This is a genomic window from Oricola indica (assembly GCF_965227485.1).
In the GTDB taxonomy this organism is placed as follows: Bacteria; Pseudomonadota; Alphaproteobacteria; order Rhizobiales; family Rhizobiaceae; genus Oricola; species Oricola indica.
Genome location: NZ_OZ245747.1, coordinates 38,315 through 63,758, shown reverse-complemented (window position 1 = coordinate 63,758; position 25,444 = coordinate 38,315). Strand labels below are relative to the sequence as shown.

Sequence of the window (25,444 nt, the reverse complement as noted above, 5' to 3'; positions counted from 1 at the left end):
CTCCGTCGATCGCAACGGGCAAGGGTGCGACTCGGCAAAAGGCCGAAAAGGCCCTGTCATTCCTTTTGAAAACCGCTGCAGGACAGGCAGGTGGACTTTACGTAATGGCAAAATCTTGCGAGCATTATCTGGCTTTGTCGCGCGCGGTTTCGCAGTCACGACAAGGAGCTGGATTTGCGCGGCCGCGAAGAATGACGATTTCACCGCCGAAACAAGTAGCGCCCTACAGGGGACGTGACCGCGACTGCGAAGCGGCGATCATGGCCGCGTTCGAGGATTTGATTTCGAACCTGCTGAAGTCCGGCCATGATGAGGCGGAGGTCGTCGCGATGCTCGAAAACGCGTTGGACGCATCACGCGCGGACAGCGCGCTTGCCGATGACATGGAAACAGTTCGGGACTGGGCTATCCATGCCGGATGGGAGCCGGGCGAGGTCGACCGGGCCTTCCTGACACTGTCGGAAGTATTTTATGCGAGGTTGCGCGCGCGCGACGGCGGTTCGGGTCGCTAGAGGTCGCGATCCGACCTCTTAGGCACGCATTTCGGCCGATTGATCCGCTGAGGGCAGCTTTCCCGGGCGGCCTGTCTTGTTCGCCTGCGCCTTCATCGCCGCGGCGTTGAACTGGCGCGAGAGGTCGTCGAGAATGCTCGTCGTCACCGTCACAGTCTTCCTGTTGTCGGGTGCGGTGAAGCTGATGGCGAAACCGTCATCGGTGCGCGTGAAGATAAGGCTCGTATCGGCGCTGTAGGCGGCCCGAAAGCCGTCGTTCTTGCCGTTGACGAGTTGGCCGAGCGCATGGCTGATCTTCATGGCCTGTTGCCAGGACATTGGCGGAGTCCGGTCGAAATCGATCTTGAAGGCGACGAGATTTCCGAACGCCGCGACCTCAAGCCCTGGGGTCGTGTCCGGCAGGTTGCCCTGGGCGATGCTATCGCGAATCAGCCGCTCGACGGCTTCGCTGGAGTTGCACCGCCATTTCTCCGCCAGCATCATGAGTTGCTCGGCGCGGGCGGGATGAAGAAGTACTCGCATGTCGTCTTGCATGGGCCAAATCCGTACGCTGGCAAACTCTTACTCGCGAAATGTTACAGTATGGAAACGAAAAATTGAAGATGTCCCGGATTTTTTCTGCACGCGCGATAATCCGGGTTATCCGCTGCGCCGTCGATCGGCCATGCGCACGCCTCGGTACATGCCGCCGGAGCTTGTGAGCCGAATTGTATTTCGGGAATGCATGCTCTCGAACACGCGGTGAACAGCGGCGCTGCCACGACGTCCGGTTATAGTAATGTCGGGAAAATCGTCGTCCCCGGAGGGATTTGGTGGAGCCAAGCGCCACCGAACCACTGTTTCAGGTAATCCCCAGCCGTCTCGCCAAATGCCCTGCATACCATAGCTTTTCTGCCTTCTCCGTCTTATGTTGTTTCAGGACGTGTCGGGCTATCCCGGTCCAAAAGTAGGCACGGAAGTAGGCACTGAGGGGAATTCAAATGGCCCGCTCCATCCATAAACTCAAAGACAGAGAAGCCAAGGGAGCGACCGGGCCGGGTCGGATTAGCGATGGTGGCGGGCTGTATCTGCGGATCAAGCCGAGCGGGGCTAAGTCTTGGTCATTCATATGGACGCCCAAGGGCGGGAGCCGGAAAGAGATCGGGTTAGGCCCTTATCCTGAAATCAGCTTGGCCGATGCGAGGGACGTTGCGTCCACCTATCGGGCGATTGCCGCCAAGGGCGGCGACTTGGTGGCGGAACACTCCAAAGAACGGGAAATGTCCTTCGCCGAATGTGTAGACGCGTATATTGACGCGATGTCGCCCGGCTGGACAAATGCAAAGCATCGTTACCAGTGGGAGCAAACGCTCGGCGACGCCTATTGCAAGGCGATCCGAAGCAAGCCCGTTTCAGAAATCACTTTCGCTGACGTGTTGCATGTCTTGAAACCAATCTGGACCGAAAAGCCCGAGACGGCGACACGGTTGCGCGGACGAATCGAGCGGGTGTTGAACTATGCCAAAGTGAAGGGCTGGCGCACTGGCGAAAACCCTGCGGTCTGGCGCGGCAATCTTGATAACGTTCTTCCCAAGCGCCGGAAGCGGGAGACCGTGACGCACTTGGCCGCTCTCCCTTATGCAGACGTTCCGGAATTCTTTAGCCGGTTGCGCGAGCGCGAGGCCACTTCGGCAAGTGCGCTGGAATTCCTGATTTTGACAGCGGCCAGAACCGGCGAAGTCATCAACGCAAAGTGGCACGAAATTGATTTTCAAGCCCGAACTTGGAACGTGCCGAAAGAACGAATGAAGTTGCGCCGCGCTCATACCGTGCCGCTCACCAATGAGGCGATGGCAATTCTTTACCCGCTTCATGAGGCTCGGATAAGCGATTGGGTTTTCCCCGGCATGAAACGCGGCAAGCCCCTTTCGAACATGGCGATGGAGTTGCTCTTACGGCGCATGGGCGCGACTGGAATTACCGTTCATGGCTTCCGGTCGAGCTTCCGTGATTGGGCGGGCGATGAGACTTCATTCCCGCGCGAAGTTGCGGAGGCGGCACTCGCGCACTTGGTAGGCAATGCCGTTGAACAGGCCTACCGGCGCGGCGATGCGCTCAACAAGCGCCGTGACCTGATGGAAGCATGGGCGAGATACTGCACCGGGCAGACCGGCGCGAAGGTGATTGCCCTTCACGGATAGAACAAACTCGCAGGGATAGGACGATTTTCCGACAAGCCGGGAGCACCACCGGTTTCCCTACGATCCACAGAGGTGCGTACGCGAGGTGAAGCGATGCCTGGAAAAATCCCCGAGGGCTGTATCGATCTCAAGGAAGCGTTCGACGCGTACTACGAGCGGAGATTCGGCGTTCCGGAACACCGGGACAATTCAGAAAACAAAGCATGGCGACAGATGCGGGCGTCCGCTGAATTGCGCCGCGCTTTCAGGCGGAACGAAGTTCAAGTCAGAGTTCGGTTTGACGGTGACAATGAGAGTATGTCGTTGCCGGCAGGAGGATGGGGGGCAGACAAATTCGAATTCGGCCTGATCATGGAAGGGCATCCCATAGACCTCACGGGACACTCTAAGAAATGGGAGAGGTACCAAGACGAAGTCCCTTTCGTCGACAGCAGTGAACTTGACCAGTGGGCTCAGCGAGTAACAGGGGGCCGCAGATCTCAGGGAAACGGCGGCACTGCAAGACTGGATATCAATGAAGAGAGTGGTGCACCAGAATCGGAAGCCGAATGTGCGGAGACCCGAAATCGTGCTCGTGCGAAACCCGGACGGCCTCATGGATACGACTGGGAATCGTTCTATTCCGAGGCGGTAGAACAGATTGCTAATGAAGGAAACGTGTCATCCTACAAGCCATATGGCTTCAACAAATCCACCCTTTCGAAGCGCATGGCCGAGTGGTGCGCACGTGAATGGCGTACAGAGCCGGCGCCGTCAACAATCGCCACCCACATCAATGAAGCATTACGCCGATACGAGGAATCTTTTGATTCCGATAATTCCGATAATTCCGATAATTAAGCCATTGTAATTACTGGTATTACCGGAAGACCATCCACACAAAAAAGGGCACGTTCCCGCTTGTTCCATGCCGCTTCACGGCGGCGCAGCACGAGGACAAGCGACAATGAAGACACTTCTAAGCAGCACGGCAGGGACCGAGAGCCAGCAGTACTGGCAGAACGAACGTTCCTGCGTAACCAAGCCGGACCACGAGAGAGAAACAAAGGTCGTTAACCAGACCAGTGGCCACACTCCCCGCATAACCGGCCCGCCGGTTGACTCCCCCGCTACGAACGGCGCGTTCGCCGTCACCAGCTTCTGCGAATGGGCGGGCATCAGTCGTTCGACCCTTTATCGCGAGATTGCGGCCGGACGAATCCAAACCCGTAAGGCCGGAAGCCGGACTCTCATTCTCAGGGCTGAGGCTGAGGCTTGGCTGAACTCCCTGCCGGAAGCCGCGTGACGGGAGGCTGCCATGTATCACGAAAAGCAAAACCCCGGCACAACGGCCGGGGCTTCAAATTCCATAGCTCTGGGCGGGGCTTCGGAACAAAGCGAACATATCGCCTCCAGAACAATAAGGCAATGCGAACTGCCGGGGAAGAACAAGGCAGATCGCATTCGGCGAGAGCGCGCAAAGGGGCGTCCGAAGCTCACTCGCGACCGAGAGATTGAGTTGCTCGAAATAGACCCACAGAAGGGCGAAATTCGACATGCAAAATCGCGTGGCGGGAAGCGTGCCGGCGATATCGCAGGCACGATCAGCAACGGATATAACGTCGTCTTTGTCGATTATTGGCCTTACAAAGCGAGCCACTTGATCTGGCTTTTCGTCACCGGAGAGCTGCCGCCCAAGGGCAAAGTCATCGACCACATCAACGGCATCCGTGATGATGACCGCTGGGGAAATCTCAGGCTTTGCACTCCGGCGGAGAACGCCCGCAATCGCGGTAAGTGCAGCCGCAACACTTCCGGCAAGGTTGGCGTGCACCCGCTCACGGGCTTGCTCTGGGGCGCGGAGATCGGCGTTGGCGGCAAGAACATCAAGCTCGGACGGTTCGAGTGCAAAGAAGCCGCTATCGAAGCGCGGTGTGCTGCTGAGCGACACTATTTTGGCGAGTTCGCTCGGAGGGCCGGCTGATGGAAGAGCCCGAAATCACCGAAGAGGAACGCCGTTCATTCACCTCGTGGAAGCTCCGAATCCTCGACGCCATGTCCTGTGATATTGAAGTCTCGGATATCGACTTCCGTGTCGCCTTCCGCGTCATGCAGCACGTCAACGCCCGGACTGGCCAAGCGCATCCTTCCATCGACCGGATAGCCGCTCAGATTGGGGTCTCCCGGCATACGGTCATGCGCAGCCTCAAGTGGCTCACCGGCGAGTTAAAGCGCAAAGATCGTAGTGGTCCAGTCTGGATTGATCGCGGTCGCAGGAACAGGCGCGAGCCGTATTTCTACACTTTCCGGGAGGACCGGATCGGCGCAGTCATGGATGCAAAGATCCTCCGAGAGGAAGACGCCAAAGACGCGTTAATCGAGCGTCGGGATCGTGCCGCCGAGGTTGCAAACCTGCAACATCGAAAAAGCCTCGATGTTGCAAATGGTGACACTCTCGATGTTGCAAATCTGCTCAGTTTCGATGTTGCACCCGTGCGACCTAAACACCTGACTCAGAACTACCTGAATAGAACACCTGAAGATTCAAAGGGCTCTGAAGGATCAGAATCCAGTGCTTACGCGCGAGCAAGTGGAGGTTACTGAGATGAAGCAATTGAACCTGATCGAATGGACGTCTTCAGCGACGGTGATCGCTTTCCCGGCCACAGCCCGGGTTGGGGAAGCACGGCACGTCGCTGATGTATTCTGTCGGCAGCCTTCCGAGAAGGCCCAAGCGGCATATTGGCGAAGGCAGATCGCAACATTTCGCAGGCGATTGGCTACGGCCGGTGTCGATGCGGGCACGATTGACCGCGAGATTGTCGCCTTCCGTGAATTGGTCGAGATTGAAATTTCTCGCCTTGTTCCTGCGGATCGTGATTGCCAGCCGGACGGTGCCGCATGATTGGGCCCTCCGCTAAGTCAATCGCGCGCGACTACCTCACCGCTGTCGTCGAATGCGAGAACCCGCAAGAGGCTGTCGACCTTCTCGCAATCGCCTGTAGGCGTTCATCCGCTGTCGAGTGCGCCAGCGTCGAGGATGCGCTTGCGTTCTTCTCGATCGTCGAGAGCGCTCTCTGGGGCATCCGTGGCGGTATGGCCGGTCTCGTTGTTTCGCCGGACGCCGACGAATTCGCTGTCATTCAGGAAATCGCGGATACGACTGCGGAACTGCAGAGCCGGGCGCTCAGATACCTCGCGAGCACGAAATCTCCGATCCGGCATCAGCCGGTCGAGTACTTCTTCCCGGCAGGGACAAACGACATTCAAGACAGAAAAGGGGTCTGACCGATGGCAGGCGGATTACTAGCATTCATGGCGGCCGGGGCAGCTGAAGGCGTCGGAACGAGCATGGTTGAGCGCGCAAAGGCAAAGCGTGAAATCATGATGGAGAAAATCCGAAGTGGTTGGCTACGGGAGCGCGAAACCGATTCCCGTGAATTCCAGCGCGAAGAGCGCCTTGCTTCCCAGGACTTCCAGATGGAACTGGCTGAGGGGAAAGCGGAAGGCGGAATGGACAGATTTGGGTTTCCAACGTCCAGCGCCATCTCGCAGAAGATCCGTGCATTCGAGCTTCAGGGCTTCGATTCGGATACGGCACTTGCACTGGCTTCCGGGCGTAAGTCGATTTCCGTCAATCCGCAGACCGGGGAGCGCGTGATTGTCGATCTCGCGACCGACGAAATCGTTCCGCTCAAACAGCCCGACTATGGCAACGCCAACGAGGATAATCCGGCAAGCGGCGAGACCGCGCAGAACACGACCGGCGGTTCCGGCCTATACGATATGGCCGATGAGGCAACCGGCGTCGGTTCGACCGTAGCAACCGGGCTTTCGAACACCGTCGGTCAGGTTCCCGGCAATATAGGGGATATGGCGACATTCCCGGATCAGGTTCAGGCGGGGCAGGAATTCGAACTGTTCAAGCGCGACTTGGTCCGGTCTCTCAGCCTCAACCCGCGGTTTCCAGTCGCCGAACAGCAGCGTATCGAAAACCTTGTCCCGCGCGGCGCGCTCACGGCACCCGATACCCTGAAGCAGTCTCTTCGCAGCCTCGACCGCGAATTGGCGCGTATTGAACGAGAGGCGCAAGCCGGCACGGATGATCCTCGCGCGCCGATCGAACAGCGCCAGGCCGACACCGCCACACTTCGCAGCGTCAGAGCCGCCAGAGCGCGCTTAGGCGTTCCGAATAATGCGGAAGAACGGAAAACAATGGAGCCGACACCAGAAGCTGATTCTGACGGCTGGACAGTGCTTCCAGATGGCACCCGTATTCGGGAGAAGCCCAATGCCGATTTTTGAACTTCAGACCCCAGACGGGCGCACCCTTGAGATCGATGCGCCGGACATAGACACGGCTGTACAGTCGCTTGGCGCGTACCGGGGCGGCAAGACCGAGGCTGGACAAGATCGTGGCGCAATCACGGACGTAATCCAGCAGTTCGGCGAGAATTTCAATCGCGGACTCTATGCCACCGTCAACGCGCCTACAACGCTGGCGAACGCGGCGACCAAAGCGCTCGGTATAGACTACCAGTTCAAGCGCCCCCTGGAGGCCGCAGCACCCGGCATTGATCGGGAGATCATGGAAGTGCCGGAAGCTCAGACAGCGGTTGGACATGTGGCCGGCACCGTTGGTGAGTATGTCGGCGCGAATACCATCCCGGCAGGCGTGACAATCGCGATGGCCCCTCGCATCGCCGCCGCTACGGCTGGCAGTACCGGCCTGCTCGGGCAGACCGCCAACAGAATGGCCACGAGCGTAACCGCGGCACCTGGAACGGCTGCAACCGGCGAATTGGTTTCGACTGTCGGGGCCGGCATGGGCGCACAGCTTGCAAAGGACGTCGCACCGGGAAGTGACATTGCCGAATTCCTTGGCGCGACAGCCGGAGGCATTGCAGCTCCGGGAACGCTTTGGGCATTGACCGGCGGTCCCACGCGCAGGGTGGCGTCAGCCGCCCGCAAGCGCTTCTCGCCGAAGGCACTGGCAAAGCGACAGAAACGACAGATCGTCAGCGAAGTCGAACGGAATATGACGCCGGAAAGCCGGAGGGCGGTCGACGAAACCCTGGAGATCCTCGATGTGGCGCCCGACTATCGGCCATCGGTAGCCGAGGCGACCGAGAACCCTTCATTTATCGCCACGCAACGTGAGTTCGAGGCGGGGTTGTCCGGCCCTGATCTCGACAATGCGGCAAGACGATATAGCCGCAATGACGCAGCGATCTCGCGAGCCGTGCGAGATATGGCACCCAATAGCGGAACGGACCTGGACGAGGCATTCGCAGCCGGGAAGAGACGAGTTTCCGGGTTGACCGCGAAAGCCGACGATCAGCTTCTGAGACTTGATGAACGGCAAGCTGCCGTGAGTGACAGTCTGCGATCAGGCAAGCGCCAACGGGAGCTTGGACGCGCGATCCGTGATGATTTGATCCTGCGTCGTGGCGACATGCGCGAAGAGATGGCGCTCACGGCCCGCCAGATGGGTCTCAACGAAACCGATGCAAGATTCCCGTTCGCTAGCGTCAAGGAACGGCTGGTCAAGAGCGTGGAGCCTCGCTCGAAGCTTTCCGATACGTCCGCCGTGCCGAGTGGCATCGTCGACGACATTCGCAACATGGACGATACCGCATCGATCGTCGATCTCATGGAGCTGAGGACGCGCGTCACCACCGACATACGCGAAGCCGCTCGAACGCCAACGGGCGAAAAGCGTCTCCCGTATCTCCAGAAGCTCAAGAAAGAGATCGACGCCGCGACGGACCAGCTTATCGAGGAGGTTGGCGATCCCGACCTGGCGCGGAACCTACAGCAGTTCAGGCGGCTCTATCGCGAGGATTATGTATTGCCCTATGAGCAGGGTGCAGCGGCGCGGGTGTTGAAGACCGATGTAGCGGGAGCCTATGCTGTTCCCGACGAGAAAGTAGCGCGCGAGTTCTTCAGTGGTTGGAATGAGACAGCGGCGAACCAGTTCAAGAAAATATTCCCGCAAAGCGCTACTGCCCGCGTCGCGATGGAGCGTGCTGCGCTCGATGATCTCTACCATTTTGCGGTGCGTGACGGGGTAGTCCAGCCGGGGTTGATCAATTCCTGGGTGCGAAAGAATGCCGGCGTCCTAAACGACTTCCCGGAAATCAGGCAGCGTGTCTCGGACACGGAACGGGCGCTTTCGGCCGTTGCCGAACGTCGCTCGGCGCTTATTGCCCGCAAGCGAGCCATCGAGAATTCGGTATTTGCCCGTGAAGTGGCGCGGATCGAAAACCTGAACGCCACGCCGGAACAGGCAGTGGCGCAAGCGATCAAGAACCCGAAACGGATGCAGCGGATCGTCAACGGGTTCAAGACCGAGGACGCGCAGACGGCTCTGGCCCGCAACGTTTGGGATACGGCACTGGAATCCACAAATCCGAGAAAATACCTCGAAGAAAACGCCGCTGCGCTCAAGCTTGCCCTCGGCAATGAGCGGTTCGCGGCGGCGAAGAAGCTGGCGCGTGCGATCGAGAAGAACAGGATCGTTCCCAGGCCATCGGGTCAATCCATGGACACAAATCCTCTCGCTGATGTGGAATCCTATCTCGGTACCGGACTCAACCAGATTTCCTCGCGCGTCTTTGCCGTGAAGAGTGGGCGCACTTCCAGCCGCTATGCGTTGGCGGATATCGCGGGAAGAGCGTTCCGGACGATGACGGCGAGGCAGGCGCGGGACACGCTTCGCGACGCACTCTATGATCCGGAGATTGCCCGAGATCTCGCGAACACGATCGAACTGGGGACTACCAGCGAGCGGGCATTGAAGCGTATCTATGCCTTCCTGATCTCGAACGGCATTGTCGCGACTGCCCCCGGCGACTCCGAGGAATTCGGCCCGGAACAGAAGAAACCGCTCGAATTGACTGTCCGACCAAACCGAGACGGAGCGGCAGAACAGTAATGCGCCCACAATCGCCCCAGAAAGCCCCCAGAATCGCACGAGGCTTTTCCGAGTCCCGAAGTGCGGCCAGAGAAAACGCGCGTCCTGAGAGTCATATGGGCGACACAGGGCAATTGAAAGAAATCAGGAGAAACCATGGCTAAGCAAGGCGGAGCTAGACCCGGCTCAGGTCGCAAACCTGGCAGCCCGAACAAGAAAACGGCGGAGGTGCTTTCTGCGGTTTTGGAGGAAGGCGTCACGCCGGTTGAGTATATGCTCGGCATCATGCGTGATGAGGCCGCCGACGCGAAAGATCGTGCTTGGGCGGCCGAAAAGGCAGCGCCGTTTGTTCATCCGCGCCCGGCACCGGTTCCTCGCACGGTCGAGTTTGATCTGCCAGACATCTCCAGCACAGAAGGTGTGAAGCAGGCGATTGCTCAAATTGCAAAAGAGGTCGCGGCCGGAAAACTGGCGCCGGCGGAGGCGCAATCCTTGGTCTCGATCGTCAACGCGCAGAAGGACGCGATAACGACAGGCGAAATTCTCGAACGGCTGGAACGTCTAGAGCAACAGAAAGGACTCTCGAAATGGCAACGATCAGCAGCATAGAAACCCGGCTACAGCGCCTTGAGCGCAAGACGGATACTGCCAAACCGTATGCGCACCTGACCGACGACGAACTGGAAGCGCAACTCGCGGAATTGAACCGGAAAATTTTCGAGACTATAGGCGAAGGCAATCCGGACGCAGGTTACGCGATTTTCCGTGATTGGTGTGACGAACCAATCCCCGATTCACTGGAAGATGGCCTCAACGCGTCGGCGCTGTTGACGACAGGAACGCTGGTCAGGTTCGAAACCCTGCTTCAGCGTTTTCTGACTGAGCATTCCGAGGGCTGACACCGGAACAAAAACGGCATTCGATAGCAAACGCACCAAGCCGAAACTAGCCGAAATTCCGGCGATTTCCCATAATCAGGAAAGGAAATACGTCATGGAGAAGATCGAAAACCCAGACGGTACAATTCCGGGCCTCATACACGCCTTGAAGATCAAGGAAATCAAAGGCCCCGGATTTGCTGATCTACTTCGTCTCGCAAACGATGAAGGGCTCCTTGTTGCAATTCTCGAAACTGCGGGTGTCCCGCTCGATGCGCTTCGAGATGCACTCGAAAGGCCAGAAAGGGCTGCGTAGTGTCCTCAGCATCACCCAGATGCATTTCGACGCTGTAGCCATTCTCAATGGTTCGTATCGTCGTTTGCGTGATCTCCATGCGTTCCTCCCTTGGGTTGAGCGGAGAATAACAGCATGGGACGAGCGAGAACGGAAACCTACGATCACACCATTTCCGGCCTGCAGACCGAGCGGGCCTCTCGAGCAGCCGTTAGATAGCCTTGGAAAGCGGTTATTTGACGAAAGGGCCGGGGCTTGACCGTAGAACGCCTAAATTTGCGTCTCCAGAACGATACGAGCGATTGCGGGCGCCAGATAGTCGAAGGTTGTCCCCTTCGGTCTTTACTCGCACCAGACGTTGCAGGTTTCACGCCGATCCAGGTTCAGCAGTTCGGCGGAAACGCACACGCCGTATGGACTCCCGGAAAGGAACATCACGCTTTCGCCTTCCTCCCACCCTAGGCAGTAAGTCTGGGCCTCGTAGACCTCGCCGTTGATGACGAAAACCTCATCATTGTGGGCGACCTCGATCTCATAGAAATCAGCAGCCCACCCCACGTTGGCATAGCAGACCAGCGAAATCGCAATCAGCTGCCGCATACGTCAGTCCTGCCAGATGGCGGATTAAGGAATCTCGACAATCGCATACCCGTGCTCCCGGGCGGACTGCTCGACCGTGGCGAAACTTATTTCGGCGCGCTCCTTCGCGAAATCGGTCTTTTCCTCTTTCCAATCGTGGCCCATGGCTTGAAAGAACCGATCGACATCCACCACGTAGGCGATCCGTCTGATCTCGGAACTGTATTCCGATGTGGTCTGCGTAAATCTCCGAAGCGCTTCCATTTCCGCAATCTGTCCTCTGTCTCACTTTGTGCCGTTTTCGCATTACGATCATTGATCGTCGCCCGGAACCTTGAAGGCGCGTTGTGTAGCGCGACCGTTATTGCATTAGAGCCCCGCCGAGCGCTTGGCCCCAAGCCTCGGCTGCCTTGTTCTGGGCGGCCTTGCGGCGTTGATCCAAAATGAAACGGCAATTCACGTATGCTTCGGTTCCCGGCTGCGCTGACAGGCTTCGACAATATGCGTCGTCTCTTGCGGCTGCTTCTTCGACTGTCTCACATCCCGCCAGTGACAGACACACAAAAACAAATAGAGCGCAGCGCATATCGGGTCCCGTTTTCTGGGGTAGTAACCAATTTGAGGCTAGCAGGAATGAAAGAGAGGGGCCACCTTACGACTTTCGAATTCTTGCCTACGCTCTGAACGGCGACGTCTCGAAACTAGACGTCACGTTTTCGCCATCGATTCTGCCAAGAATTACTGACCAGACGAAATGGCACTCAGTGCCGGACGTCGGGAGGGATTTTCTGATGAGCAGAAACACTATCATTATCGGTGCAATCATCATCGTGCTCGTTGTCGTCGCCTCTTGGCGAGGTGGTGTGTTCGGCGGCTCTTCGACGCAAATGCCAGCAGAGCAGCCAACCGCCACGACAGAGGAACCTGCCGATAGCGGCTCGTCGACTTCTGACAACTGACTTCGGTCGACGAAGCCCAGGAACCATATTCAGATTGTGGCCGATTTGACTCGCAGCGAGTCACACAGCGCCGTCTCGGCTTTCCGGCTTCTGATACCCGTCAGCGGAAAACGCGCGTCCTGAGTCAATCTGGGGCGATTGTGACGGCGTTCCTGGTCTGACGCTATTCGGTTTCCGGGATTACGACCGCTTCGGTGCTGCCGGCGTCGATGTCTTCCCCGTCAGGGCCCATCGGAACCAAAAGCACGTAGGCGGCGACTGCGAGAATCACTGAGGCCACAAGGATATACAGGGCACGCCTGCCTGACCCGCCCTGCTTGGCGCTCTTTTCGTCGACGACCTTCTTTTCATCAACCATAACTCGCCCTCCTTCCAGCCGTTGAGCTTTCGCGGCGATCTGAACGGGGTCAGTTCCAAAACGCTAGCGGTTGCGCGGCTGTTCCATGCGCCTTTTTCAAATCCGCCTATCGGCCGTTGCCGTCGCTTTCTTCGCCGGCCTTCAAATAACCCGCGCCGATCAGCCAATCCCGGAGGATGCGCCGCACCATTTCAGGGCGGGACGGCTTGTCCGGTTCATCTGCCAAGGCATCGTCCAATGCGGAGAGATCTCTTGCTGCGACGCGGACCATCAAAGGCGACGTATCCGACTTCGGTCTGCCTCTCGATTTTTTAATATCAGATATTGCCTTGGCCATGATTATTTGATATCAAAAAAACAGACCGAAGGGAAGCGCCAACTTCCCAACGGCCCTAACCGAAACGACGATCACAGGAGGATCATCGTATGGCTAATCACGCCAATACCATTCCGTTCGACCGCAAGGCAATTATGACCCGCGCATGGGAACTGATGCGCACGCAATACCGCCTCGGCAATCCCTTCACATTCAACGACATTGGCCGGAAGTGCTTCGCATGGTGCCTGTCAGAGGCATGGCGCGAGGCGAAGGCAGCCGCCCGGATCACGGCCATTCCAGCCGATGAAAAGGCCCGCCGCGTGGCACGGCTCCGCGAGGAAATGGTCAACACGCAATATCTGCCGTTCGGCATGAGCGCGAGCCGCCAACGGGGCCACATCGAAGCGCAAATTCGAGAACTGGAGGCGGCGTAACATGAACCGGAGAACGCTTCTCAAGGCCATGTCCGCCGTTCCCGCGCTCGCCGCGTACGGGCCGACAGCGGCCCATTCCGAGGCATACACTGTTGACATGTTCGCCGCTGACCTTCGCGACGCGGGTGCCAATCCGAAATGGTTTTCATCCGGCGTAATGATGAATGTCGATGGTGTTGACGTTGAAGCCAAATATAACGCGTCGCGGAAAGCAGAGACCGCCGGCATCACCACGCGGGACTTGTGGGAGTATCTCAAGCCCTCCTCCAAGTTTACCGGTGATGGTTGGTACGCACATCAAATCCCACTCGGCACCTGTACCGTGCATGAAATTATTCGACGCGAATGCGCCGGAGAAGAATGGTTTGAAGTCGCTCCATGGCCCGGTCGCAAGTGGATCCAACCCGTCGATATCCAGATCCAGTATTTCACACGGGAAGAGATTGAAGACTTCATCCACCATCGCATGGAAGAGAGCAAGCGCCCCTGAGCAGCATGAAAACGGGCGGGGAGTTGGCCTTGGAAATCCGCTCACCCGCCCGGCCATCAACCAGAGAGGAACTCCGAACATGGCAGAATCAAAGTTATCACTGAACAGCACGCGCCGCGATGCCATTACGTTATCTGCAAGCGGAATAATTGCGGCTCTCGGCGGCGCCACCACGTCGGCCAAAGCCAAGGCAGAAATCCCCGCGATCAATCCCGAACTGACCCGCCTTATCGCGATCGAAATGGAAGCCAAGGCGGCTTACGAGGCAGTCAGCGCGCCCTTCCACGCGGAGGATCGCGCCCGTTCCGAAAAGCGTCCGACAGTTTCCGATGAAGAATGGGAGCGGATCGAAGCCGCCGAGGCCGACAGCATCGACGCATGGGCGGAAGCGCAAGAGAACGTTCTTGCCTTCCCTGCTATCGAACGGTGCGACCTGATCGCAAAGGCCAAGTGGCTGGCGGATCGCTATCCGCAGCAGCAGGATTTCTTGCCGACCGACGCGGCGGCGCTTTGGGCTTCGTTCTTCACCATCGCGAACACGACCGATTGACGCGCCGAGCCGCTGGCCCATGCGGCTGGCGGCTTCCCCTTTCCAGATCTTCGAGAGATTGAACCAATGACCATTTCACGACGCAAAGCCATCGCAGGCACAGCCGCAACACTGATCGCGACCGCCGGCCCCGCCCGCGCGGAAGGCAACACAGCCGAAATCAAACGGCTGATCGCCGCACACGATGAAGCGCAAACCCGCTATGGCGACCTTGCCGAAATCGAGGAGCGCGCGCGCTATGCGCTGGACGCGGTTATCAGCAGCCATGCGCGCCTCGCATTCGAGACGGCCAAGCAGGAAGCCGACGCGGCGCAGGAGGCCACACAACGGGCATTCCTTGCCATGCTGTCCTGCTATCCGACCAGCGCCGAGGCGGCACGGATCAAGGCCGAACATCTGAACGGCCTTAGCGCCATCCGGGACAACGTGCAGGAGCCGCACGAAATCACCGCGTTAATTGTCGGCATGGCTCCGCCCGGAACATTCCCCGCCGATGCAATCGAACGCCAACGGCAGGCCGACGAAAACCTAAACGCCATCCTTCGGAGGGCAGGCATATGACCGGCGCTTTCAAAAAGCTGATATCCGCTTGGCGGGAACGCAGTGCAATCTATCGCGCGAACATGGCGGAGACAGAGCGGGTTTTTGACGCCGAAGGCGGCGATTCGCCTACCGTGGCGGCGCTGGAAGCAGAGGCCATGCCTCTGTTCCGGGAGGTGCATGACATTGAATGTCAGATACTGTCCTACCCCGTCACCGATCCGGATGACGTTCGCGCCAAGGCCCGATGGATAGCGGAGGCGTTTGACCACTGGCACGATTTCACAGACCCGCAAATGGACGCGCTCATGGCAGGATGGAAGGCAACCGCCGAAACGTAACACGAATGCATCCGGAGACGAGGCATTCGGAAACACGAAACGGCGGCTTGGCTCGCAAAGTTTGCGACCCAGAAAACCGCCAGCCGCTTCACCACTGACACTGCCGAGCGCGGGGAGAGGACTTGAACTCGTTCCCGCTTCTCACCAGATAAATCGCAAGGGAACTTCCCCCTTCCCCCACAAAGCCGCCGGCGCCCCCCCTATTATGCCGGCGGCTTTTCTTTGCGCTCGTGCAGTCAGATAATGCGCGAATGATAAAAGCCCCTCGGCGCGTTGGCGACGCGGACGGCCTGCTTTGCCTGATCTGGCGACATGCCTGCGGCGATCGCTGCGGATTTCCTTGTCTGAACTTTAGGAGAGTCGCCTCCCCCAATGTTCTGGTTAGCACCGTGCGCCGGTTCGATCTGCTTCAACAGTTCCCCGGCACTGCGGATGGCCCGCTCGCTCTTGCCCGTGGCCTTGGCCGTGTCGGAGGTGAAGCGGTCGGCTATATCGTCGCCAAGTTGGCGACGAGTTGCGTTATTCCGACCGCCGCCTCCTTCACTCGTCGGTTTCGTCTCCGGGTGCAGTTCCTCGTAGATCGCCTTGCGTCGTGCCGTGCTGGTTTCCGGTCAACCAGACAGGTACGGCGATTCGCAGCCGGTTTCGCGTATGCGTGCCTCAATAGCCTGCTTCTCACCCTTCCTTTGAGCGATCAGCCCTTCCTTGTCGGCGCTCGGCATCACGCTGGACGGCCCATTCTGCGCGAGTGACTGATCGGGAACGGCTATCTAAAGACGGATCAAAGAACCGGAGACAGCATCTAACAATCATGTTTGTCGGCGCAATCGCGTTGGCCTTTATCGTTGCCGGCCTCTTGATGTTTCGGTTTTCACAGTGAGTCGCACCGACTAGGCACTGATTGCGTCCGCCGAGAGCCAGCCGTTTGCCAATGCAATTGCAACCGCGTGGGCTTTGTTCTTCGCGCCCAGCTTACGCATGATATTGGTTGAATGGAACGTCACCGTGTGTTTGGTGATCCCGACCTCCTCGCCAACGGCATCCGCCGTCAATCCTATTGCAAGCAATCCAAGGATTCTTAAATCTCGGCTATTCAGCGGGGTGTCTGGCTGTTCATCGCTTCGCATTTCTATAGCCTTGGCGAACGCATTCGCTGCGACCAGGAACAATTCCGCGATTTCATTTGGTTGAACCGGCGCGCGCGTACCTGCGAATGAAACTGCCCCCCGCAATCCGTCGCCTACCTGAACAGGACAATACACCTTTCGGTCGATTCCATACGCCACCATTGACCGCAGATTTGACTGCTTCTCTTTGTCGTCTGTAGCAATGAAATCCGAGATAAGCAGCGAGATGGGGACGCCGCTGCGGTACATGACACCGGCAGCTTCTGAAATGCCCCATTGATTTTTTTCGACCATGAGCACGAGAAGCTCGGGATTCCAGTTTGTCAGGATTACGCGCCGGCTAAAGTGCTGTCGCCTGTCTCCGGGGCTCAGCGCAACGAGGAAATTCGGCAGTTCATAGGCTATCCCCGTCGCCTTCAACTGCTTGAAAATCTCGAAATTTGTCGTCGCCCTCTCAATTGCCGCTAAAGTTTCCCCCAGCCTGAACTGCACAGTTCCGGATATGTCAGTCGCCACGAGAGTATCCCTGAACACATTGGGTTTCGAAGAACGACGCGAGTCGCATTTCCTTAGGGTAATGATGCAGGCAGGATGCACAATAATTTTACAGAGCAAGATTTTGCCTGCGTTTGGCGACTAAGATTTATTCCAGTTTGAAAGCTGGCATGTCGCAAGCCGTAACTATCCGCGCCACCATCATCTGAGCAACACGCTCCGACTGGCCGGCCCTTTGGCTTCTCTGGGATCTGATTGCCATTCCCGGCATAGCCGAACGCCACAAGAGCCGTCTTCGAAATAGACTTTCCGAAGAGTGCGGCGCGTAAGGCGCCGGGCAGACGACACTGAGACTCCACCCGAGAGAGCCAAACGGATTCGGCATCGGCTTGAACGAACGTCCGCGTGGTTCTAAATAGAGGCCAAGGAGTTCCCCCACTCCTTTTCGCATAAGCCGCCCGGTTGCCCTCACGCGCCGGGCGGTTTTATCTGTCGCCATGACAACACCGCGTAGTCAACAGAATAAGACCTACCGCATCGGTGAACTTGCCGCCGAATTCGGAGTGACGTTGCGCGCGCTGCGTTTCTACGAAGACAAAGGTCTCTTGTCCCCGACGAGAATAGGCCGGACTCGCGTGTACTCATGCAAGGATCGAGTGCGGCTGAAGCTGATAACGCTAGGCAAACGCGTCGGCCTCTCGCTATTCGACATCAAGCGATTGATCGAAATGTACGATCCGGAGGACAATCGCCGCCAGCTATCTGCCGCGCTGAAGATTGGTGAGATCCGTTTGGCTGTGCTTCAAAACGAACGCGACCAAATCGACAAGAGTATTGCCGAACTCGCTGAATTGCTCACTCAACTGCGGAATGAACTCACGGGGTAATGATCCGCGCCCCGCGACATGACGGCGACTTTCCCGACCGTGCCCTCGAATGCGAGGAAGCGATGGAGGACGCGTTCCTCGATGTGTTTGATCGCCTCCAGGTGGCCGGTATGACACCGGAACAGGCAGCGGACGAATTGATCGAAGCCGCCGCTAATCCTGATCATCCATTCGCGCATGATCTTCGCCAGATAGCGGCATGGGCGAAACAGGCGGGATGGCGTGCCGCAGAGGTCGGAAATGGAATCGTGAGCCTTGCCGAGAACAACAAGCGATCGGTTGAAGCGAACCGGAAGACGGAACGGCAGATCAGGCTCGCATGGGAACGGCCCGACTAGCGCCCCGGATACGCTCCCGGCTTCACTTTGCACCATTCTGGATCATCGCCCGTCACGTCGCGGATTGCCGCCCGTAGCGCCTTGGAAAGCCGCAGAACAGCCTTGTAGTCATCGCTGAGGGGCGAGAGGGCGATCAGATGCGGTGCAAGCCTGTGATGCGCGTCCGTGGCGTCCTGGACGAATTGCAGGCGGTCGGCTTCGATGAGGGATTTGCGGCGATTAGACATCGGATCTCCTGATCCGTGGTATGTCTCGCCGCGACCGTTAATCAGCACGCGACCGTGATTGCCGTCAACCGACAATGCTGGACGAAGCGCGCGCAACGCAAGAGCGGAAACGGAGGCCTATCACGGAAGCGTGATTGAGGCCTACCGGAGCGAAGACCAAACCAAAAGTAGGCACGGAAGTAGGCACCCGTAGTGTCGGCACTCCAAACTCGTTCGATTTCAGTAACTTAGTGGATTGGATTGGTGGAGCCAAGCGGGATCGAACCGCTGACCTCCTGCATGCCATGCAGGCGCTCTCCCAGCTGAGCTATGGCCCCGTCAATATCGCGGCAGGCTTGGGGAGCCCGCGGATCGCGGTCAGATACAATCGCGCCGCGGCAAGATCAAGTCCCCGCGACGCGCTTTTCGTCAACTTTCGTCGTCGTCTCCGCCGGCGACATCGATAATGTCGCTGACGTCGTCATCATCGTCGTCCTCGTCTTCGGCGAGGAAGGTGTCGTCATCGTCGTCGTCGTCGATATCGAGGTCGTCGTCATCGGTGTTGTCGCCGAGGTCGGGCAGGTTATCGTCCTTGCCGGACTCGTCTTCCTCGGCATCCTCCAGAGAAATGACTTCCGCGGTCCCGGTGTCTTCTTCCTCGTCGGCCGGTTCTGCCTTGGTCTCTTCGGCTTCCTCGGCCTTTTCCTCGATGATCTCGGATTTCGTATCTTCGAAATAGGACAGGGGATAGGTCTTGCCGGTATAGGGCGAGACGATCGGGTCCTTGTTCAGGTCATAGAATTTGCGGCCCGTTTCGGGGCAGATGCGCTTGGTTCCAAGTTCCGGTTTTGCCACGGTCGCGTCCTTGTGAATTCTCGTGTTCCGCACGGATCGGCGGCGATAACAGGGGCTTTTTGTCCTGAAAAATGTCGCCGGTCCATAGCGGCAAAGAATTTGCCTGTCAAAGGCCAATTGACGATACGGCGCTTGCTTCGCCGAAGCGTCCGCGCGAGGTGATTTTGGTCTGATCCTGTGCTAGGCGCGGAAACCGACCGCACGAAGCCACCGGAATCTCAAACGTGTCACAATCCGGCCCTGCCAAACCCGCCTCCGCGCGTGCCTCCTCCGCCCTGTCCGGCGCGGTGAGAATGCCCGGCGACAAATCCGTTTCCCATCGCGCGCTGATGCTTGGGGGGCTTGCCTCCGGCGAGACCCGGATATCGGGCCTGCTCGAAGGCGACGACATCATGGCCACCGCTGCCGCCATGCGCGCCATGGGCGCCGGCATTCGCAAGTCTGGCGAGGAATGGGTCGTCCGCGGCGTCGGCAACGGATGCCTTCTGGAGCCCGAGGATACCCTCGATTTCGGCAATGCGGGCACGGGCGTTCGCCTCGTCATGGGCCTGGCCGGCGTCTACGACATGCGCACCCGGTTTACCGGCGACGCCTCGCTTCTGCGTCGCCCGATGGGCCGCGTGCTTGAACCGCTGCGCCTGATGGGTGTTCAGGTCGAGGCGGCGGAAGGCGATCGTTTGCCGCTTTCCCTTCACGGTCCGCGCGCCGCCAATCCCGTGACATATACGCTTCCGGTCGCATCGGCCCAGGTCAAGTCGGCCGTGCTGCTTGCCGGTCTGAATACGCCCGGCTTGACGACCGTGGTCGAACCGGTTGCGACGCGCGACCACACGGAAAACATGCTGCGGGCTTTCGGCGCGCAGATCGAAATCGAGACGGACTCCTCCGGCGCGCGCCGTATCGCGATCGAGGGGCAGGGTGATCTCGCGGGCCAAACCGTCACGGTGCCCGGCGATCCGTCCTCCGCCGCCTTCCCGATCGTGGCGGCGCTGATCACGCACGGCTCCGACGTGACCATCGAAAACGTGATGATGAATCCGGCTCGCACCGGCCTCATCACCACCCTTCTGGAGATGGGGGCGGTGATCGATGTGACGAACGAGCGCAACGAGGGCGGCGAGGATGTCGCCGATCTGCGTGTCCGGTCGTCGGATCTGAAGGGCGTTCTGGTGCCGTCCGACCGCGCGCCCTCGATGATCGACGAATACCCGGTCCTCGTGGTCGCCGCGAGTTTCGCCGAGGGCGAGACGGTTATGGAAGGCATCGAGGAGTTGCGCGTCAAGGAAAGCGACCGGCTGGCCGCCATGGCCGACGGCCTCGAGGTCAACGGCGTCGACTGCTCCGCCGGGCGCGACTGGCTGAAGGTCCGCGGCCATCCCGGCGGCAAGGGCCTCGGTGCAATGACGGAGGAAGCCGTCGTCGAGACGCATCTCGACCATCGCATCGCCATGAGCTTCCTGGTCTTCGGCCTTGCGGCCGAACACGGTTCGCGCATAGACGACGCCTCCATTATCGCGACCAGCTTTCCCGGATTCGTCGATCTGATGACCGGGCTGGGCGCGGGGATGGAGGTCTCGCCGTGACATTTGCAATCGCCATCGACGGGCCGGCCGCATCCGGCAAGGGCACGCTGTCGCGCCGCCTAGCCGCCTATTACGGCTTTCGCCATCTCGATACCGGCCTGACCTATCGCGCCGTCGCCAAAGCGATGCTCGACACCGGCTTGCCGCTCGATGACGAGGCGGCGGCGATGCAGGCGGCCCGCACATTCGATATTGCCAACATGCATCGCGACGTGCTCGCCGCCCACGAGATCGGCGAGGCGGCCTCGAAAGTGGCCGTCATGCCCGGCGTGCGGCGCATCCTCGTCGATCGCCAGCGCGATTTTGCCGCCACTGGCGACGGCGCGGTGCTCGACGGCCGCGATATCGGCACGGTCGTCTGTCCGGATGCGCCGGTGAAGCTCTTCGTGACCGCCTCGCCGGAGGTGCGCGCGCGCCGCCGCTATCACGAAATTCTCGGCAATGGCGGCCAGGCGCAGGAAGACGTCATTCTCGCCGATATCCGCAAGCGCGACGAACGCGACATGAACCGCGCCGACTCGCCTCTGAAACCGGCGGAGGACGCGCACTTGCTTGATACGTCGGAAATGACTATAGAAGCCGCGTTCCGGGCCGCGAGACGCTATGTCGACGCGGCTTTGGACGAAAACAGCTAGCAAATTCCGAACAGCGATCACCGCGCCGGATTTGGCCCACGAGATGTTTCAGGGCCGGATCGCAGTTTGGAGAACCGAAACACCAACCCGCCGGCGCTTTGCCCGAAGCATAATCCCGGGCTCCCAGGAGTATTAATGTCGGATATGAATCCCAGTCAGGAGGACTTCGCGTCCCTCCTCGAACAGTCCTTTGAAGATCGCGACACCTCGGAAGGTTCCGTCGTCAAGGGCGTCATCACGGCAATCGAAAAAGACATGGCGATTGTCGATGTCGGCCTGAAGGTCGAAGGCCGTATCGCGCTGAAGGAATTCGGCGCCAGGGCCAAGGACGGTACGCTGAATGTCGGCGACACCGTGGAAGTTTATGTCGAGCGCGTCGAGAACGCCCTCGGCGAAGCGGTTCTCTCGCGCGAGAAAGCACGCCGCGAAGAGAGCTGGGTCAAGCTCGAAGCCAAGTTCGAGGCCGGCGAGCGCGTCGAAGGCGTCATCTTCAACCAGGTCAAGGGCGGCTTCACCGTCGATCTCGACGGCGCCGTGGCCTTCCTGCCGCGCTCCCAGGTCGATATCCGCCCTGTCCGTGACGTCACCCCGCTGATGCACAACCCGCAGCCCTTCGAAATCCTCAAGATGGACAAGCGCCGCGGCAACATCGTCGTCTCGCGCCGTACCGTTCTCGAAGAGAGCCGCGCCGAGCAGCGTTCGGAAATCGTCCAGAACCTCGAAGAGGGTCAGACGGTCGAGGGCGTCGTCAAGAACATCACCGATTACGGTGCGTTCGTCGATCTCGGCGGCATCGACGGCCTGCTGCATGTCACCGACATGGCATGGCGTCGCGTCAACCACCCGTCGGAAATCCTGTCGATCGGCCAGACCGTCAAGGTCCAGATCATCCGCATCAACCAGGAAACCCACCGTATCTCGCTCGGCATGAAGCAGCTTCAGGCCGATCCGTGGGACGGCATCGGCGCCAACTACCCGGTCGGCAAGAAGATCAACGGCACGGTCACGAACATCACCGACTACGGTGCGTTCGTCGAGATCGAGCCGGGCATCGAGGGCCTGATCCACGTTTCCGAAATGTCCTGGACAAAGAAGAACGTGCATCCCGGCAAGATCCTTTCGACCTCCCAGGAAGTCGAGGTTGTCGTGCTCGAGGTCGATCCGCAGAAGCGCCGCATCTCGCTCGGCCTCAAGCAGACGCTCGAAAATCCGTGGGAAGCGTTCGCGCACAGCCACCCGTCGGGCGCTGTCGTCGAGGGCGAGGTCAAGAACAAGACCGAGTTCGGTCTGTTCATCGGCTTGGACGGCGATGTCGACGGCATGGTTCACCTGTCCGATCTCGACTGGAACATGCCGGGCGAACAGGCCATCGAAACCTACAACAAGGGTGACGTGGTCCAGGCGCAGGTTCTCGACGTCGACGTCGAGAAGGAGCGCATCTCGCTTGGCATCAAGCAGCTCGGCCGCGATGCGATCGGCGAAGCCGCCGCGTCGGGTGAACTGCGCAAGGGTGCGGTCGTGACCGCCGAGGTCACTGCGGTGACCGATGGTGGCCTCGAGGTGAAACTGGTCGACCACGACGTCGACAGCTTCATCCGCCGCTCGGATCTGTCGCGTGACCGTGACGAACAGCGTCCGGAACGCTTCGCTGTCGGCCAGAAGGTCGATGCCCGCGTCACGCAGTTCGACAAGAAGACGCGTCGCATCTCCGTCTCCATCAAGGCGCTGGAAATCGCCGAGGAGAAGGAAGCCGTGGCACAGTTCGGTTCGACCGACGCCGGCGCATCGCTCGGCGACATTCTCGGCGCCGCACTGAAGAACCGCGAAGGCAACTAAGCCTCCCGCGATAGCTGACACGAACCCGCCGGACGGCAGCGTCCGGCGGGTTTTTTCGTGCCATGCGGTTGACGGGCGCGGCGCATGGACCGATTTTTCGTCGCAGAAGCAATCGCGATCCAGTTCGAACATGCGCCCGCCGAGATCTCTCGCCCGCCGAAACGTCAATGCCGACAAGGGATTCGACGCCTTCGGCTACGAAATCATGCAGGAAACAGCCTCCGCTCTTGGCCGTATCGGCAGGCGGCTGGAGGAAGCGCTGGAGGCGCTGCGCCGGCATGACGCGACGCCGGGGTCGAACCGAGACCGCGACGAACTCGTTCAGGAGGCCGCCGACCGGGCATGGGTCCTGTTCATCCAGCGCGACTATCTTGGCCTGAAGACCGACCACCATCTCAGGTCGACCTACGACATCCCGCAGGAGGTGATGGCGCGGGTCGGTGTCTTCGCCAAGCCCGGGTCGGAAAAATGATCGAAATCGGGAGTATCTGAATGCGGTTCGTGTTTTACGGCGTCGGCGCGATCGGCGGCGGTCTTGCGGCAAGCCTTGCGCAATCCGGCCGAGAGGTCGTCGGCATCGCGCGCGGGGCTCAACTGGAAGCAATCCGCGGCACCGGCCTGCGGCTGCGCACGCCGGACAGCGACGAGGTGGTTCGCTTCGCCTGCGTCGCGTCGCCCGAGGAGATCGAATTCCGTTCCGATGACGTGATCTTCCTGACGATGAAGACGCAAGACACGAAAGCCGCGCTTGAGGCGCTGCAGATTTGCGGTGTTCGGAGCCAGCCCGTCATCTGCATGCAGAACGGCATCGAAAACGAGCGTCTCGCCCTTCGCCTGTTCGAGAATGTCTACGCAGCCGTGGTGATGATGCCGGCGGATTATGTCCGGCCGGGCGAGGTCGTGATCAACGGCGCGCCGAAGCGGGGTGTCTTCAATATCGGGCGCTACCCGTCCGGCGTGGACCAGGTCGTCACGGATGTCTGCCGGGCGCTTGACGGCGCGGGTTTCGCCGGCTTCCCCGATGACGACGTGATGGCCGGAAAATACGGCAAGCTGCTGATGAATCTCACAAACGTGCTCGATGCCGCATGCGGGCGCGAAGGTCGGCAATCCGCTCTGGGAAAGGCTGCCCGCACCGAGGCCGAGGCGGTACTGGCCGCGGCCGGCATCGCAGTCTCGGATGACTATCGCCAGGACGACCTGATGCGCATCGTCGAGGTTGAGGGCGTCAAGCGAACCGGTTCGTCTTCGGCACAAAGTCTCCTGCGCGGGACCGGGTCCATCGAGACCGATTACCTCAATGGCGAAATCGTTCTGCTCGGTCGTTTGAACGGCGTGCCCGTGCCGGTCAACCGGTTCCTGTGCGATCTCGGGCGCCGACTCGTCGTTGAGGGTATCGAACCGGGAAGCCTTTCGCCGGAGGAGCTTGAAGCAGATTTCGCCCGGTCCGGCGCGTCTTGAGATCAGGCAGCCCGCAATTCGGCTGATATCCAGTCCGAAAGCGCGTCGTGGCTCTCGATCACGAGATCCGCGCCAGCCTCCTCCAGCATGTCGCCATGGCCCTTGCGGCAATGGCTTCCGCCGGTGAACCCGATCACGAAATGCCCGGCCGCCTTGCCGCCGCGCACGCCGTTGGCGCTGTCCTCGATGACGATGCAGTCGCTGTTTTCATGACCCATCGCCTGCGCCGCATGCAGGAAGAGGTCCGGCGCGGGCTTGCCGTGTTCGACCATGTCGCCGGAAAACACGCCTTTACTGAAAAACCGCGAGAAATCCACGAGGTCGAGCTTTCGGTGCAGGAAAGCCAGTTGCGTCGACGAGGCGACGCAGCGTTTCTGCGTCAGTCCTTCCAGCATCGCCTGCGCGCCCTCGACCGGTTTCATGCCTTCGGCGACGCGGCGGCGTGATTCCGCCTTGAGCTTCTCGAAGCCGGCGTCGAGCAGCGGTTCGCCCGTCTCCCGAAGGATGAGCCCGGCATATTTGATCCGCCATTCCGCCGGTCCAAGCGCCATGAACTCGCGCACATAGGTGGCCCAGTCGACCGAGATGCCGAGATCGCGCAGGAAGGTCAATTCGACATCGAGGTAGATCACCTCGCTGTCGATCAGGACACCGTCGCAGTCGAAAATCAGAAGGGGTTCGGCCATTGTCG

General features: G+C 59.5%; 36 protein-coding genes and 1 tRNA gene. 26 read left to right on the top strand and 11 right to left on the bottom strand.

All coding sequences use genetic code 11. The features are described 5' to 3' along the window. Nucleotides 1-191: 191 nt before the first annotated feature. Nucleotides 192-512, top strand: coding sequence for a hypothetical protein (locus tag ACQK2M_RS00330; protein ID WP_425416140.1), 321 nt, complete (start codon nucleotides 192-194; stop codon nucleotides 510-512). A gap of 18 nt (nucleotides 513-530) precedes the next feature. On the opposite strand, the gene ACQK2M_RS00325 is transcribed toward ACQK2M_RS00330, so the two are convergent. Next, the gene (locus ACQK2M_RS00325; protein ID WP_425416139.1) at nucleotides 531-1,046 is read right to left on the bottom strand and encodes a hypothetical protein; all 516 of its coding nucleotides are present in this window, start codon (nucleotides 1,044-1,046) and stop codon (nucleotides 531-533) included. A 446-nt stretch (nucleotides 1,047-1,492) separates the two neighbouring features. Between ACQK2M_RS00325 and ACQK2M_RS00320 the strand changes: the two genes are divergently transcribed. The 12 genes from ACQK2M_RS00320 (at nucleotide 1,493) to ACQK2M_RS00265 (ending at nucleotide 10,781) form a co-directional block, all read left to right on the top strand. Then, a complete protein-coding gene (locus tag ACQK2M_RS00320) occupies nucleotides 1,493-2,692 on the top strand; it encodes a tyrosine-type recombinase/integrase (protein WP_425416138.1) in 1,200 nt (399 codons plus the stop codon). A gap of 93 nt (nucleotides 2,693-2,785) precedes the next feature. Further along, nucleotides 2,786-3,532, top strand: coding sequence for a hypothetical protein (locus ACQK2M_RS00315; protein ID WP_425416137.1), 747 nt, complete (start codon nucleotides 2,786-2,788; stop codon nucleotides 3,530-3,532). Nucleotides 3,533-3,638: 106 nt separating this feature from the next. Then, nucleotides 3,639-3,977, top strand: a complete 339-nt coding sequence (locus tag ACQK2M_RS00310) for a helix-turn-helix transcriptional regulator (protein WP_425416136.1) — start codon at nucleotides 3,639-3,641, stop codon at nucleotides 3,975-3,977. A gap of 12 nt (nucleotides 3,978-3,989) precedes the next feature. Beyond that, nucleotides 3,990-4,655 carry an HNH endonuclease gene (locus ACQK2M_RS00305; protein WP_425416135.1) on the top strand — a complete coding sequence of 222 codons (666 nt, stop codon included), beginning with the start codon at nucleotides 3,990-3,992 and terminating at the stop codon, nucleotides 4,653-4,655. Further along, entirely contained in the window at nucleotides 4,655-5,275 is a 621-nt protein-coding gene (locus ACQK2M_RS00300) for a helix-turn-helix domain-containing protein (protein WP_425416134.1), read from the top strand. Before ACQK2M_RS00305 ends, ACQK2M_RS00300 begins: the two co-directional genes overlap by 1 nt. Before the next feature lies 1 nt (nucleotide 5,276). Next, nucleotides 5,277-5,576 carry a DUF6074 family protein gene (locus tag ACQK2M_RS00295; RefSeq protein WP_425416133.1) on the top strand — a complete coding sequence of 100 codons (300 nt, stop codon included), beginning with the start codon at nucleotides 5,277-5,279 and terminating at the stop codon, nucleotides 5,574-5,576. Then, nucleotides 5,573-5,959, top strand: coding sequence for a hypothetical protein (locus ACQK2M_RS00290; protein WP_425416132.1), 387 nt, complete (start codon nucleotides 5,573-5,575; stop codon nucleotides 5,957-5,959). The genes ACQK2M_RS00295 and ACQK2M_RS00290 overlap by 4 nt, the downstream gene beginning before the upstream one ends. Before the next feature lie 63 nt (nucleotides 5,960-6,022). Next, on the top strand, nucleotides 6,023-6,976 hold the full coding sequence (locus ACQK2M_RS00285) for a hypothetical protein (RefSeq protein ID WP_425416131.1): 954 nt from the start codon (nucleotides 6,023-6,025) through the stop codon (nucleotides 6,974-6,976). Beyond that, the gene (locus tag ACQK2M_RS00280; RefSeq protein WP_425416130.1) at nucleotides 6,963-9,608 is read left to right on the top strand and encodes a hypothetical protein; all 2,646 of its coding nucleotides are present in this window, start codon (nucleotides 6,963-6,965) and stop codon (nucleotides 9,606-9,608) included. Before ACQK2M_RS00285 ends, ACQK2M_RS00280 begins: the two co-directional genes overlap by 14 nt. A gap of 135 nt (nucleotides 9,609-9,743) precedes the next feature. After that, a complete protein-coding gene (locus ACQK2M_RS00275) occupies nucleotides 9,744-10,196 on the top strand; it encodes a hypothetical protein (protein WP_425416129.1) in 453 nt (150 codons plus the stop codon). Next, entirely contained in the window at nucleotides 10,175-10,486 is a 312-nt protein-coding gene (locus ACQK2M_RS00270; protein ID WP_425416128.1) for a hypothetical protein, read from the top strand. Before ACQK2M_RS00275 ends, ACQK2M_RS00270 begins: the two co-directional genes overlap by 22 nt. A gap of 94 nt (nucleotides 10,487-10,580) precedes the next feature. Beyond that, nucleotides 10,581-10,781 (top strand): Clp protease N-terminal domain-containing protein, encoded by a 201-nt coding sequence (locus ACQK2M_RS00265; RefSeq protein WP_425416127.1) that lies wholly within the window; start codon nucleotides 10,581-10,583, stop codon nucleotides 10,779-10,781. A 321-nt stretch (nucleotides 10,782-11,102) separates the two neighbouring features. On the opposite strand, the gene ACQK2M_RS00260 is transcribed toward ACQK2M_RS00265, so the two are convergent. Both ACQK2M_RS00260 and ACQK2M_RS00255 read right to left on the bottom strand, forming a co-directional pair. Next, nucleotides 11,103-11,360, bottom strand: coding sequence for a hypothetical protein (locus ACQK2M_RS00260; RefSeq protein WP_425416126.1), 258 nt, complete (start codon nucleotides 11,358-11,360; stop codon nucleotides 11,103-11,105). 24 nt (nucleotides 11,361-11,384) lie between these two features. Then, on the bottom strand, nucleotides 11,385-11,603 hold the full coding sequence (locus ACQK2M_RS00255) for a hypothetical protein (RefSeq protein ID WP_425416125.1): 219 nt from the start codon (nucleotides 11,601-11,603) through the stop codon (nucleotides 11,385-11,387). Nucleotides 11,604-12,130: 527 nt separating this feature from the next. Between ACQK2M_RS00255 and ACQK2M_RS00250 the strand changes: the two genes are divergently transcribed. Continuing rightward, nucleotides 12,131-12,298: a hypothetical protein gene (locus tag ACQK2M_RS00250; RefSeq protein WP_425416124.1), complete on the top strand. Its 168-nt coding sequence runs from the start codon at nucleotides 12,131-12,133 to the stop codon at nucleotides 12,296-12,298. Nucleotides 12,299-12,461: 163 nt separating this feature from the next. On the opposite strand, the gene ACQK2M_RS00245 is transcribed toward ACQK2M_RS00250, so the two are convergent. Both ACQK2M_RS00245 and ACQK2M_RS00240 read right to left on the bottom strand, forming a co-directional pair. Further along, nucleotides 12,462-12,656: a hypothetical protein gene (locus ACQK2M_RS00245; protein WP_425416123.1), complete on the bottom strand. Its 195-nt coding sequence runs from the start codon at nucleotides 12,654-12,656 to the stop codon at nucleotides 12,462-12,464. A gap of 106 nt (nucleotides 12,657-12,762) precedes the next feature. Next, nucleotides 12,763-12,993 carry a hypothetical protein gene (locus ACQK2M_RS00240; protein WP_425416122.1) on the bottom strand — a complete coding sequence of 77 codons (231 nt, stop codon included), beginning with the start codon at nucleotides 12,991-12,993 and terminating at the stop codon, nucleotides 12,763-12,765. 89 nt (nucleotides 12,994-13,082) lie between these two features. Here ACQK2M_RS00240 and ACQK2M_RS00235 point away from each other — a divergent pair, with 89 nt between their 5' ends. From ACQK2M_RS00235 to ACQK2M_RS00215, 5 genes are all read left to right on the top strand, one after another. Then, a complete protein-coding gene (locus tag ACQK2M_RS00235; RefSeq protein ID WP_425416121.1) occupies nucleotides 13,083-13,409 on the top strand; it encodes a hypothetical protein in 327 nt (108 codons plus the stop codon). Nucleotide 13,410: 1 nt separating this feature from the next. Next, entirely contained in the window at nucleotides 13,411-13,899 is a 489-nt protein-coding gene (locus ACQK2M_RS00230) for a hypothetical protein (RefSeq protein WP_425416120.1), read from the top strand. After that, nucleotides 13,853-14,449 carry a hypothetical protein gene (locus tag ACQK2M_RS00225; protein ID WP_425416119.1) on the top strand — a complete coding sequence of 199 codons (597 nt, stop codon included), beginning with the start codon at nucleotides 13,853-13,855 and terminating at the stop codon, nucleotides 14,447-14,449. The genes ACQK2M_RS00230 and ACQK2M_RS00225 overlap by 47 nt, the downstream gene beginning before the upstream one ends. 66 nt (nucleotides 14,450-14,515) lie before the next feature. Further along, the gene (locus ACQK2M_RS00220; protein WP_425416118.1) at nucleotides 14,516-15,010 is read left to right on the top strand and encodes a hypothetical protein; all 495 of its coding nucleotides are present in this window, start codon (nucleotides 14,516-14,518) and stop codon (nucleotides 15,008-15,010) included. Next, complete coding sequence (locus tag ACQK2M_RS00215; protein WP_425416117.1) at nucleotides 15,007-15,330, top strand: hypothetical protein; 324 nt, start codon at nucleotides 15,007-15,009, stop codon at nucleotides 15,328-15,330. The genes ACQK2M_RS00220 and ACQK2M_RS00215 overlap by 4 nt, the downstream gene beginning before the upstream one ends. A gap of 236 nt (nucleotides 15,331-15,566) precedes the next feature. Here the strand turns inward: ACQK2M_RS00215 and ACQK2M_RS00210 are convergent, their stop codons facing one another. Continuing rightward, nucleotides 15,567-15,743 (bottom strand): hypothetical protein, encoded by a 177-nt coding sequence (locus ACQK2M_RS00210; RefSeq protein ID WP_425416116.1) that lies wholly within the window; start codon nucleotides 15,741-15,743, stop codon nucleotides 15,567-15,569. A gap of 477 nt (nucleotides 15,744-16,220) precedes the next feature. Further along, nucleotides 16,221-16,973, bottom strand: a complete 753-nt coding sequence (locus ACQK2M_RS00205) for a LuxR C-terminal-related transcriptional regulator (protein ID WP_425416115.1) — start codon at nucleotides 16,971-16,973, stop codon at nucleotides 16,221-16,223. A gap of 476 nt (nucleotides 16,974-17,449) precedes the next feature. Here ACQK2M_RS00205 and ACQK2M_RS00200 point away from each other — a divergent pair, with 476 nt between their 5' ends. Then, nucleotides 17,450-17,839, top strand: a complete 390-nt coding sequence (locus ACQK2M_RS00200) for a MerR family transcriptional regulator (RefSeq protein ID WP_425416114.1) — start codon at nucleotides 17,450-17,452, stop codon at nucleotides 17,837-17,839. Further along, a complete protein-coding gene (locus ACQK2M_RS00195) occupies nucleotides 17,839-18,177 on the top strand; it encodes a hypothetical protein (protein WP_425416113.1) in 339 nt (112 codons plus the stop codon). The genes ACQK2M_RS00200 and ACQK2M_RS00195 overlap by 1 nt, the downstream gene beginning before the upstream one ends. Here the strand turns inward: ACQK2M_RS00195 and ACQK2M_RS00190 are convergent. From ACQK2M_RS00190 to ACQK2M_RS00180, 3 genes are all read right to left on the bottom strand, one after another. Then, nucleotides 18,174-18,404, bottom strand: a complete 231-nt coding sequence (locus ACQK2M_RS00190; RefSeq protein WP_425416112.1) for a hypothetical protein — start codon at nucleotides 18,402-18,404, stop codon at nucleotides 18,174-18,176. The genes ACQK2M_RS00195 and ACQK2M_RS00190 overlap by 4 nt on opposite strands. Before the next feature lie 241 nt (nucleotides 18,405-18,645). Continuing rightward, nucleotides 18,646-18,721: transfer RNA gene (locus tag ACQK2M_RS00185), tRNA-Ala, on the bottom strand. 91 nt (nucleotides 18,722-18,812) lie between these two features. Then, on the bottom strand, nucleotides 18,813-19,238 hold the full coding sequence (locus ACQK2M_RS00180) for a TIGR02300 family protein (protein WP_223479233.1): 426 nt from the start codon (nucleotides 19,236-19,238) through the stop codon (nucleotides 18,813-18,815). A 224-nt stretch (nucleotides 19,239-19,462) separates the two neighbouring features. Between ACQK2M_RS00180 and aroA the strand changes: the two genes are divergently transcribed. The 5 genes from aroA (at nucleotide 19,463) to ACQK2M_RS00155 (ending at nucleotide 24,753) form a co-directional block, all read left to right on the top strand. After that, on the top strand, nucleotides 19,463-20,821 hold the full coding sequence (gene aroA, locus ACQK2M_RS00175; RefSeq protein ID WP_425416111.1) for a 3-phosphoshikimate 1-carboxyvinyltransferase: 1,359 nt from the start codon (nucleotides 19,463-19,465) through the stop codon (nucleotides 20,819-20,821). Next, the gene (gene cmk / locus ACQK2M_RS00170) at nucleotides 20,818-21,456 is read left to right on the top strand and encodes a (d)CMP kinase (protein WP_425416110.1); all 639 of its coding nucleotides are present in this window, start codon (nucleotides 20,818-20,820) and stop codon (nucleotides 21,454-21,456) included. The genes aroA and cmk overlap by 4 nt, the downstream gene beginning before the upstream one ends. 135 nt (nucleotides 21,457-21,591) lie before the next feature. Continuing rightward, nucleotides 21,592-23,292 (top strand): 30S ribosomal protein S1, encoded by a 1,701-nt coding sequence (rpsA, locus tag ACQK2M_RS00165; protein WP_223479230.1) that lies wholly within the window; start codon nucleotides 21,592-21,594, stop codon nucleotides 23,290-23,292. 130 nt (nucleotides 23,293-23,422) lie between these two features. Beyond that, complete coding sequence (locus tag ACQK2M_RS00160) at nucleotides 23,423-23,764, top strand: DUF6665 family protein (protein ID WP_425416109.1); 342 nt, start codon at nucleotides 23,423-23,425, stop codon at nucleotides 23,762-23,764. 20 nt (nucleotides 23,765-23,784) lie between these two features. After that, nucleotides 23,785-24,753 (top strand): ketopantoate reductase family protein, encoded by a 969-nt coding sequence (locus tag ACQK2M_RS00155; RefSeq protein WP_425416108.1) that lies wholly within the window; start codon nucleotides 23,785-23,787, stop codon nucleotides 24,751-24,753. Between the two features lie 2 nt (nucleotides 24,754-24,755). Here the strand turns inward: ACQK2M_RS00155 and ACQK2M_RS00150 are convergent, their stop codons facing one another. After that, nucleotides 24,756-25,439: an HAD family hydrolase gene (locus ACQK2M_RS00150; protein WP_425416107.1), complete on the bottom strand. Its 684-nt coding sequence runs from the start codon at nucleotides 25,437-25,439 to the stop codon at nucleotides 24,756-24,758. Nucleotides 25,440-25,444 lie beyond the last annotated feature (5 nt).

Coding starts and splice junctions, on each gene's coding strand:
- ACQK2M_RS00230 (WP_425416120.1), top strand. CDS start 13,411: ATGAACCGGAGAACGCTTCTCAAGGCCATGTCCGCCGTTCCCGCGCTC.
- ACQK2M_RS00270 (WP_425416128.1), top strand. CDS start 10,175: ATGGCAACGATCAGCAGCATAGAAACCCGGCTACAGCGCCTTGAGCGC.
- rpsA (WP_223479230.1), top strand. CDS start 21,592: ATGTCGGATATGAATCCCAGTCAGGAGGACTTCGCGTCCCTCCTCGAA.
- ACQK2M_RS00150 (WP_425416107.1), bottom strand. CDS start 25,439: ATGGCCGAACCCCTTCTGATTTTCGACTGCGACGGTGTCCTGATCGAC.
- ACQK2M_RS00215 (WP_425416117.1), top strand. CDS start 15,007: ATGACCGGCGCTTTCAAAAAGCTGATATCCGCTTGGCGGGAACGCAGT.
- ACQK2M_RS00315 (WP_425416137.1), top strand. CDS start 2,786: ATGCCTGGAAAAATCCCCGAGGGCTGTATCGATCTCAAGGAAGCGTTC.
- ACQK2M_RS00280 (WP_425416130.1), top strand. CDS start 6,963: ATGCCGATTTTTGAACTTCAGACCCCAGACGGGCGCACCCTTGAGATC.
- ACQK2M_RS00295 (WP_425416133.1), top strand. CDS start 5,277: ATGAAGCAATTGAACCTGATCGAATGGACGTCTTCAGCGACGGTGATC.
- ACQK2M_RS00220 (WP_425416118.1), top strand. CDS start 14,516: ATGACCATTTCACGACGCAAAGCCATCGCAGGCACAGCCGCAACACTG.
- ACQK2M_RS00330 (WP_425416140.1), top strand. CDS start 192: ATGACGATTTCACCGCCGAAACAAGTAGCGCCCTACAGGGGACGTGAC.
- ACQK2M_RS00200 (WP_425416114.1), top strand. CDS start 17,450: ATGACAACACCGCGTAGTCAACAGAATAAGACCTACCGCATCGGTGAA.
- ACQK2M_RS00305 (WP_425416135.1), top strand. CDS start 3,990: ATGTATCACGAAAAGCAAAACCCCGGCACAACGGCCGGGGCTTCAAAT.
- ACQK2M_RS00155 (WP_425416108.1), top strand. CDS start 23,785: ATGCGGTTCGTGTTTTACGGCGTCGGCGCGATCGGCGGCGGTCTTGCG.
- ACQK2M_RS00195 (WP_425416113.1), top strand. CDS start 17,839: ATGATCCGCGCCCCGCGACATGACGGCGACTTTCCCGACCGTGCCCTC.
- ACQK2M_RS00255 (WP_425416125.1), bottom strand. CDS start 11,603: ATGGAAGCGCTTCGGAGATTTACGCAGACCACATCGGAATACAGTTCC.
- ACQK2M_RS00310 (WP_425416136.1), top strand. CDS start 3,639: ATGAAGACACTTCTAAGCAGCACGGCAGGGACCGAGAGCCAGCAGTAC.
- ACQK2M_RS00275 (WP_425416129.1), top strand. CDS start 9,744: ATGGCTAAGCAAGGCGGAGCTAGACCCGGCTCAGGTCGCAAACCTGGC.
- ACQK2M_RS00235 (WP_425416121.1), top strand. CDS start 13,083: ATGGCTAATCACGCCAATACCATTCCGTTCGACCGCAAGGCAATTATG.
- ACQK2M_RS00160 (WP_425416109.1), top strand. CDS start 23,423: ATGCGCCCGCCGAGATCTCTCGCCCGCCGAAACGTCAATGCCGACAAG.
- ACQK2M_RS00290 (WP_425416132.1), top strand. CDS start 5,573: ATGATTGGGCCCTCCGCTAAGTCAATCGCGCGCGACTACCTCACCGCT.
- ACQK2M_RS00250 (WP_425416124.1), top strand. CDS start 12,131: ATGAGCAGAAACACTATCATTATCGGTGCAATCATCATCGTGCTCGTT.
- ACQK2M_RS00285 (WP_425416131.1), top strand. CDS start 6,023: ATGGTTGAGCGCGCAAAGGCAAAGCGTGAAATCATGATGGAGAAAATC.
- ACQK2M_RS00265 (WP_425416127.1), top strand. CDS start 10,581: ATGGAGAAGATCGAAAACCCAGACGGTACAATTCCGGGCCTCATACAC.
- ACQK2M_RS00245 (WP_425416123.1), bottom strand. CDS start 12,656: ATGGTTGATGAAAAGAAGGTCGTCGACGAAAAGAGCGCCAAGCAGGGC.
- ACQK2M_RS00260 (WP_425416126.1), bottom strand. CDS start 11,360: ATGCGGCAGCTGATTGCGATTTCGCTGGTCTGCTATGCCAACGTGGGG.
- ACQK2M_RS00300 (WP_425416134.1), top strand. CDS start 4,655: ATGGAAGAGCCCGAAATCACCGAAGAGGAACGCCGTTCATTCACCTCG.
- ACQK2M_RS00320 (WP_425416138.1), top strand. CDS start 1,493: ATGGCCCGCTCCATCCATAAACTCAAAGACAGAGAAGCCAAGGGAGCG.
- ACQK2M_RS00240 (WP_425416122.1), bottom strand. CDS start 12,993: ATGGCCAAGGCAATATCTGATATTAAAAAATCGAGAGGCAGACCGAAG.
- ACQK2M_RS00190 (WP_425416112.1), bottom strand. CDS start 18,404: ATGTCTAATCGCCGCAAATCCCTCATCGAAGCCGACCGCCTGCAATTC.
- ACQK2M_RS00325 (WP_425416139.1), bottom strand. CDS start 1,046: ATGCAAGACGACATGCGAGTACTTCTTCATCCCGCCCGCGCCGAGCAA.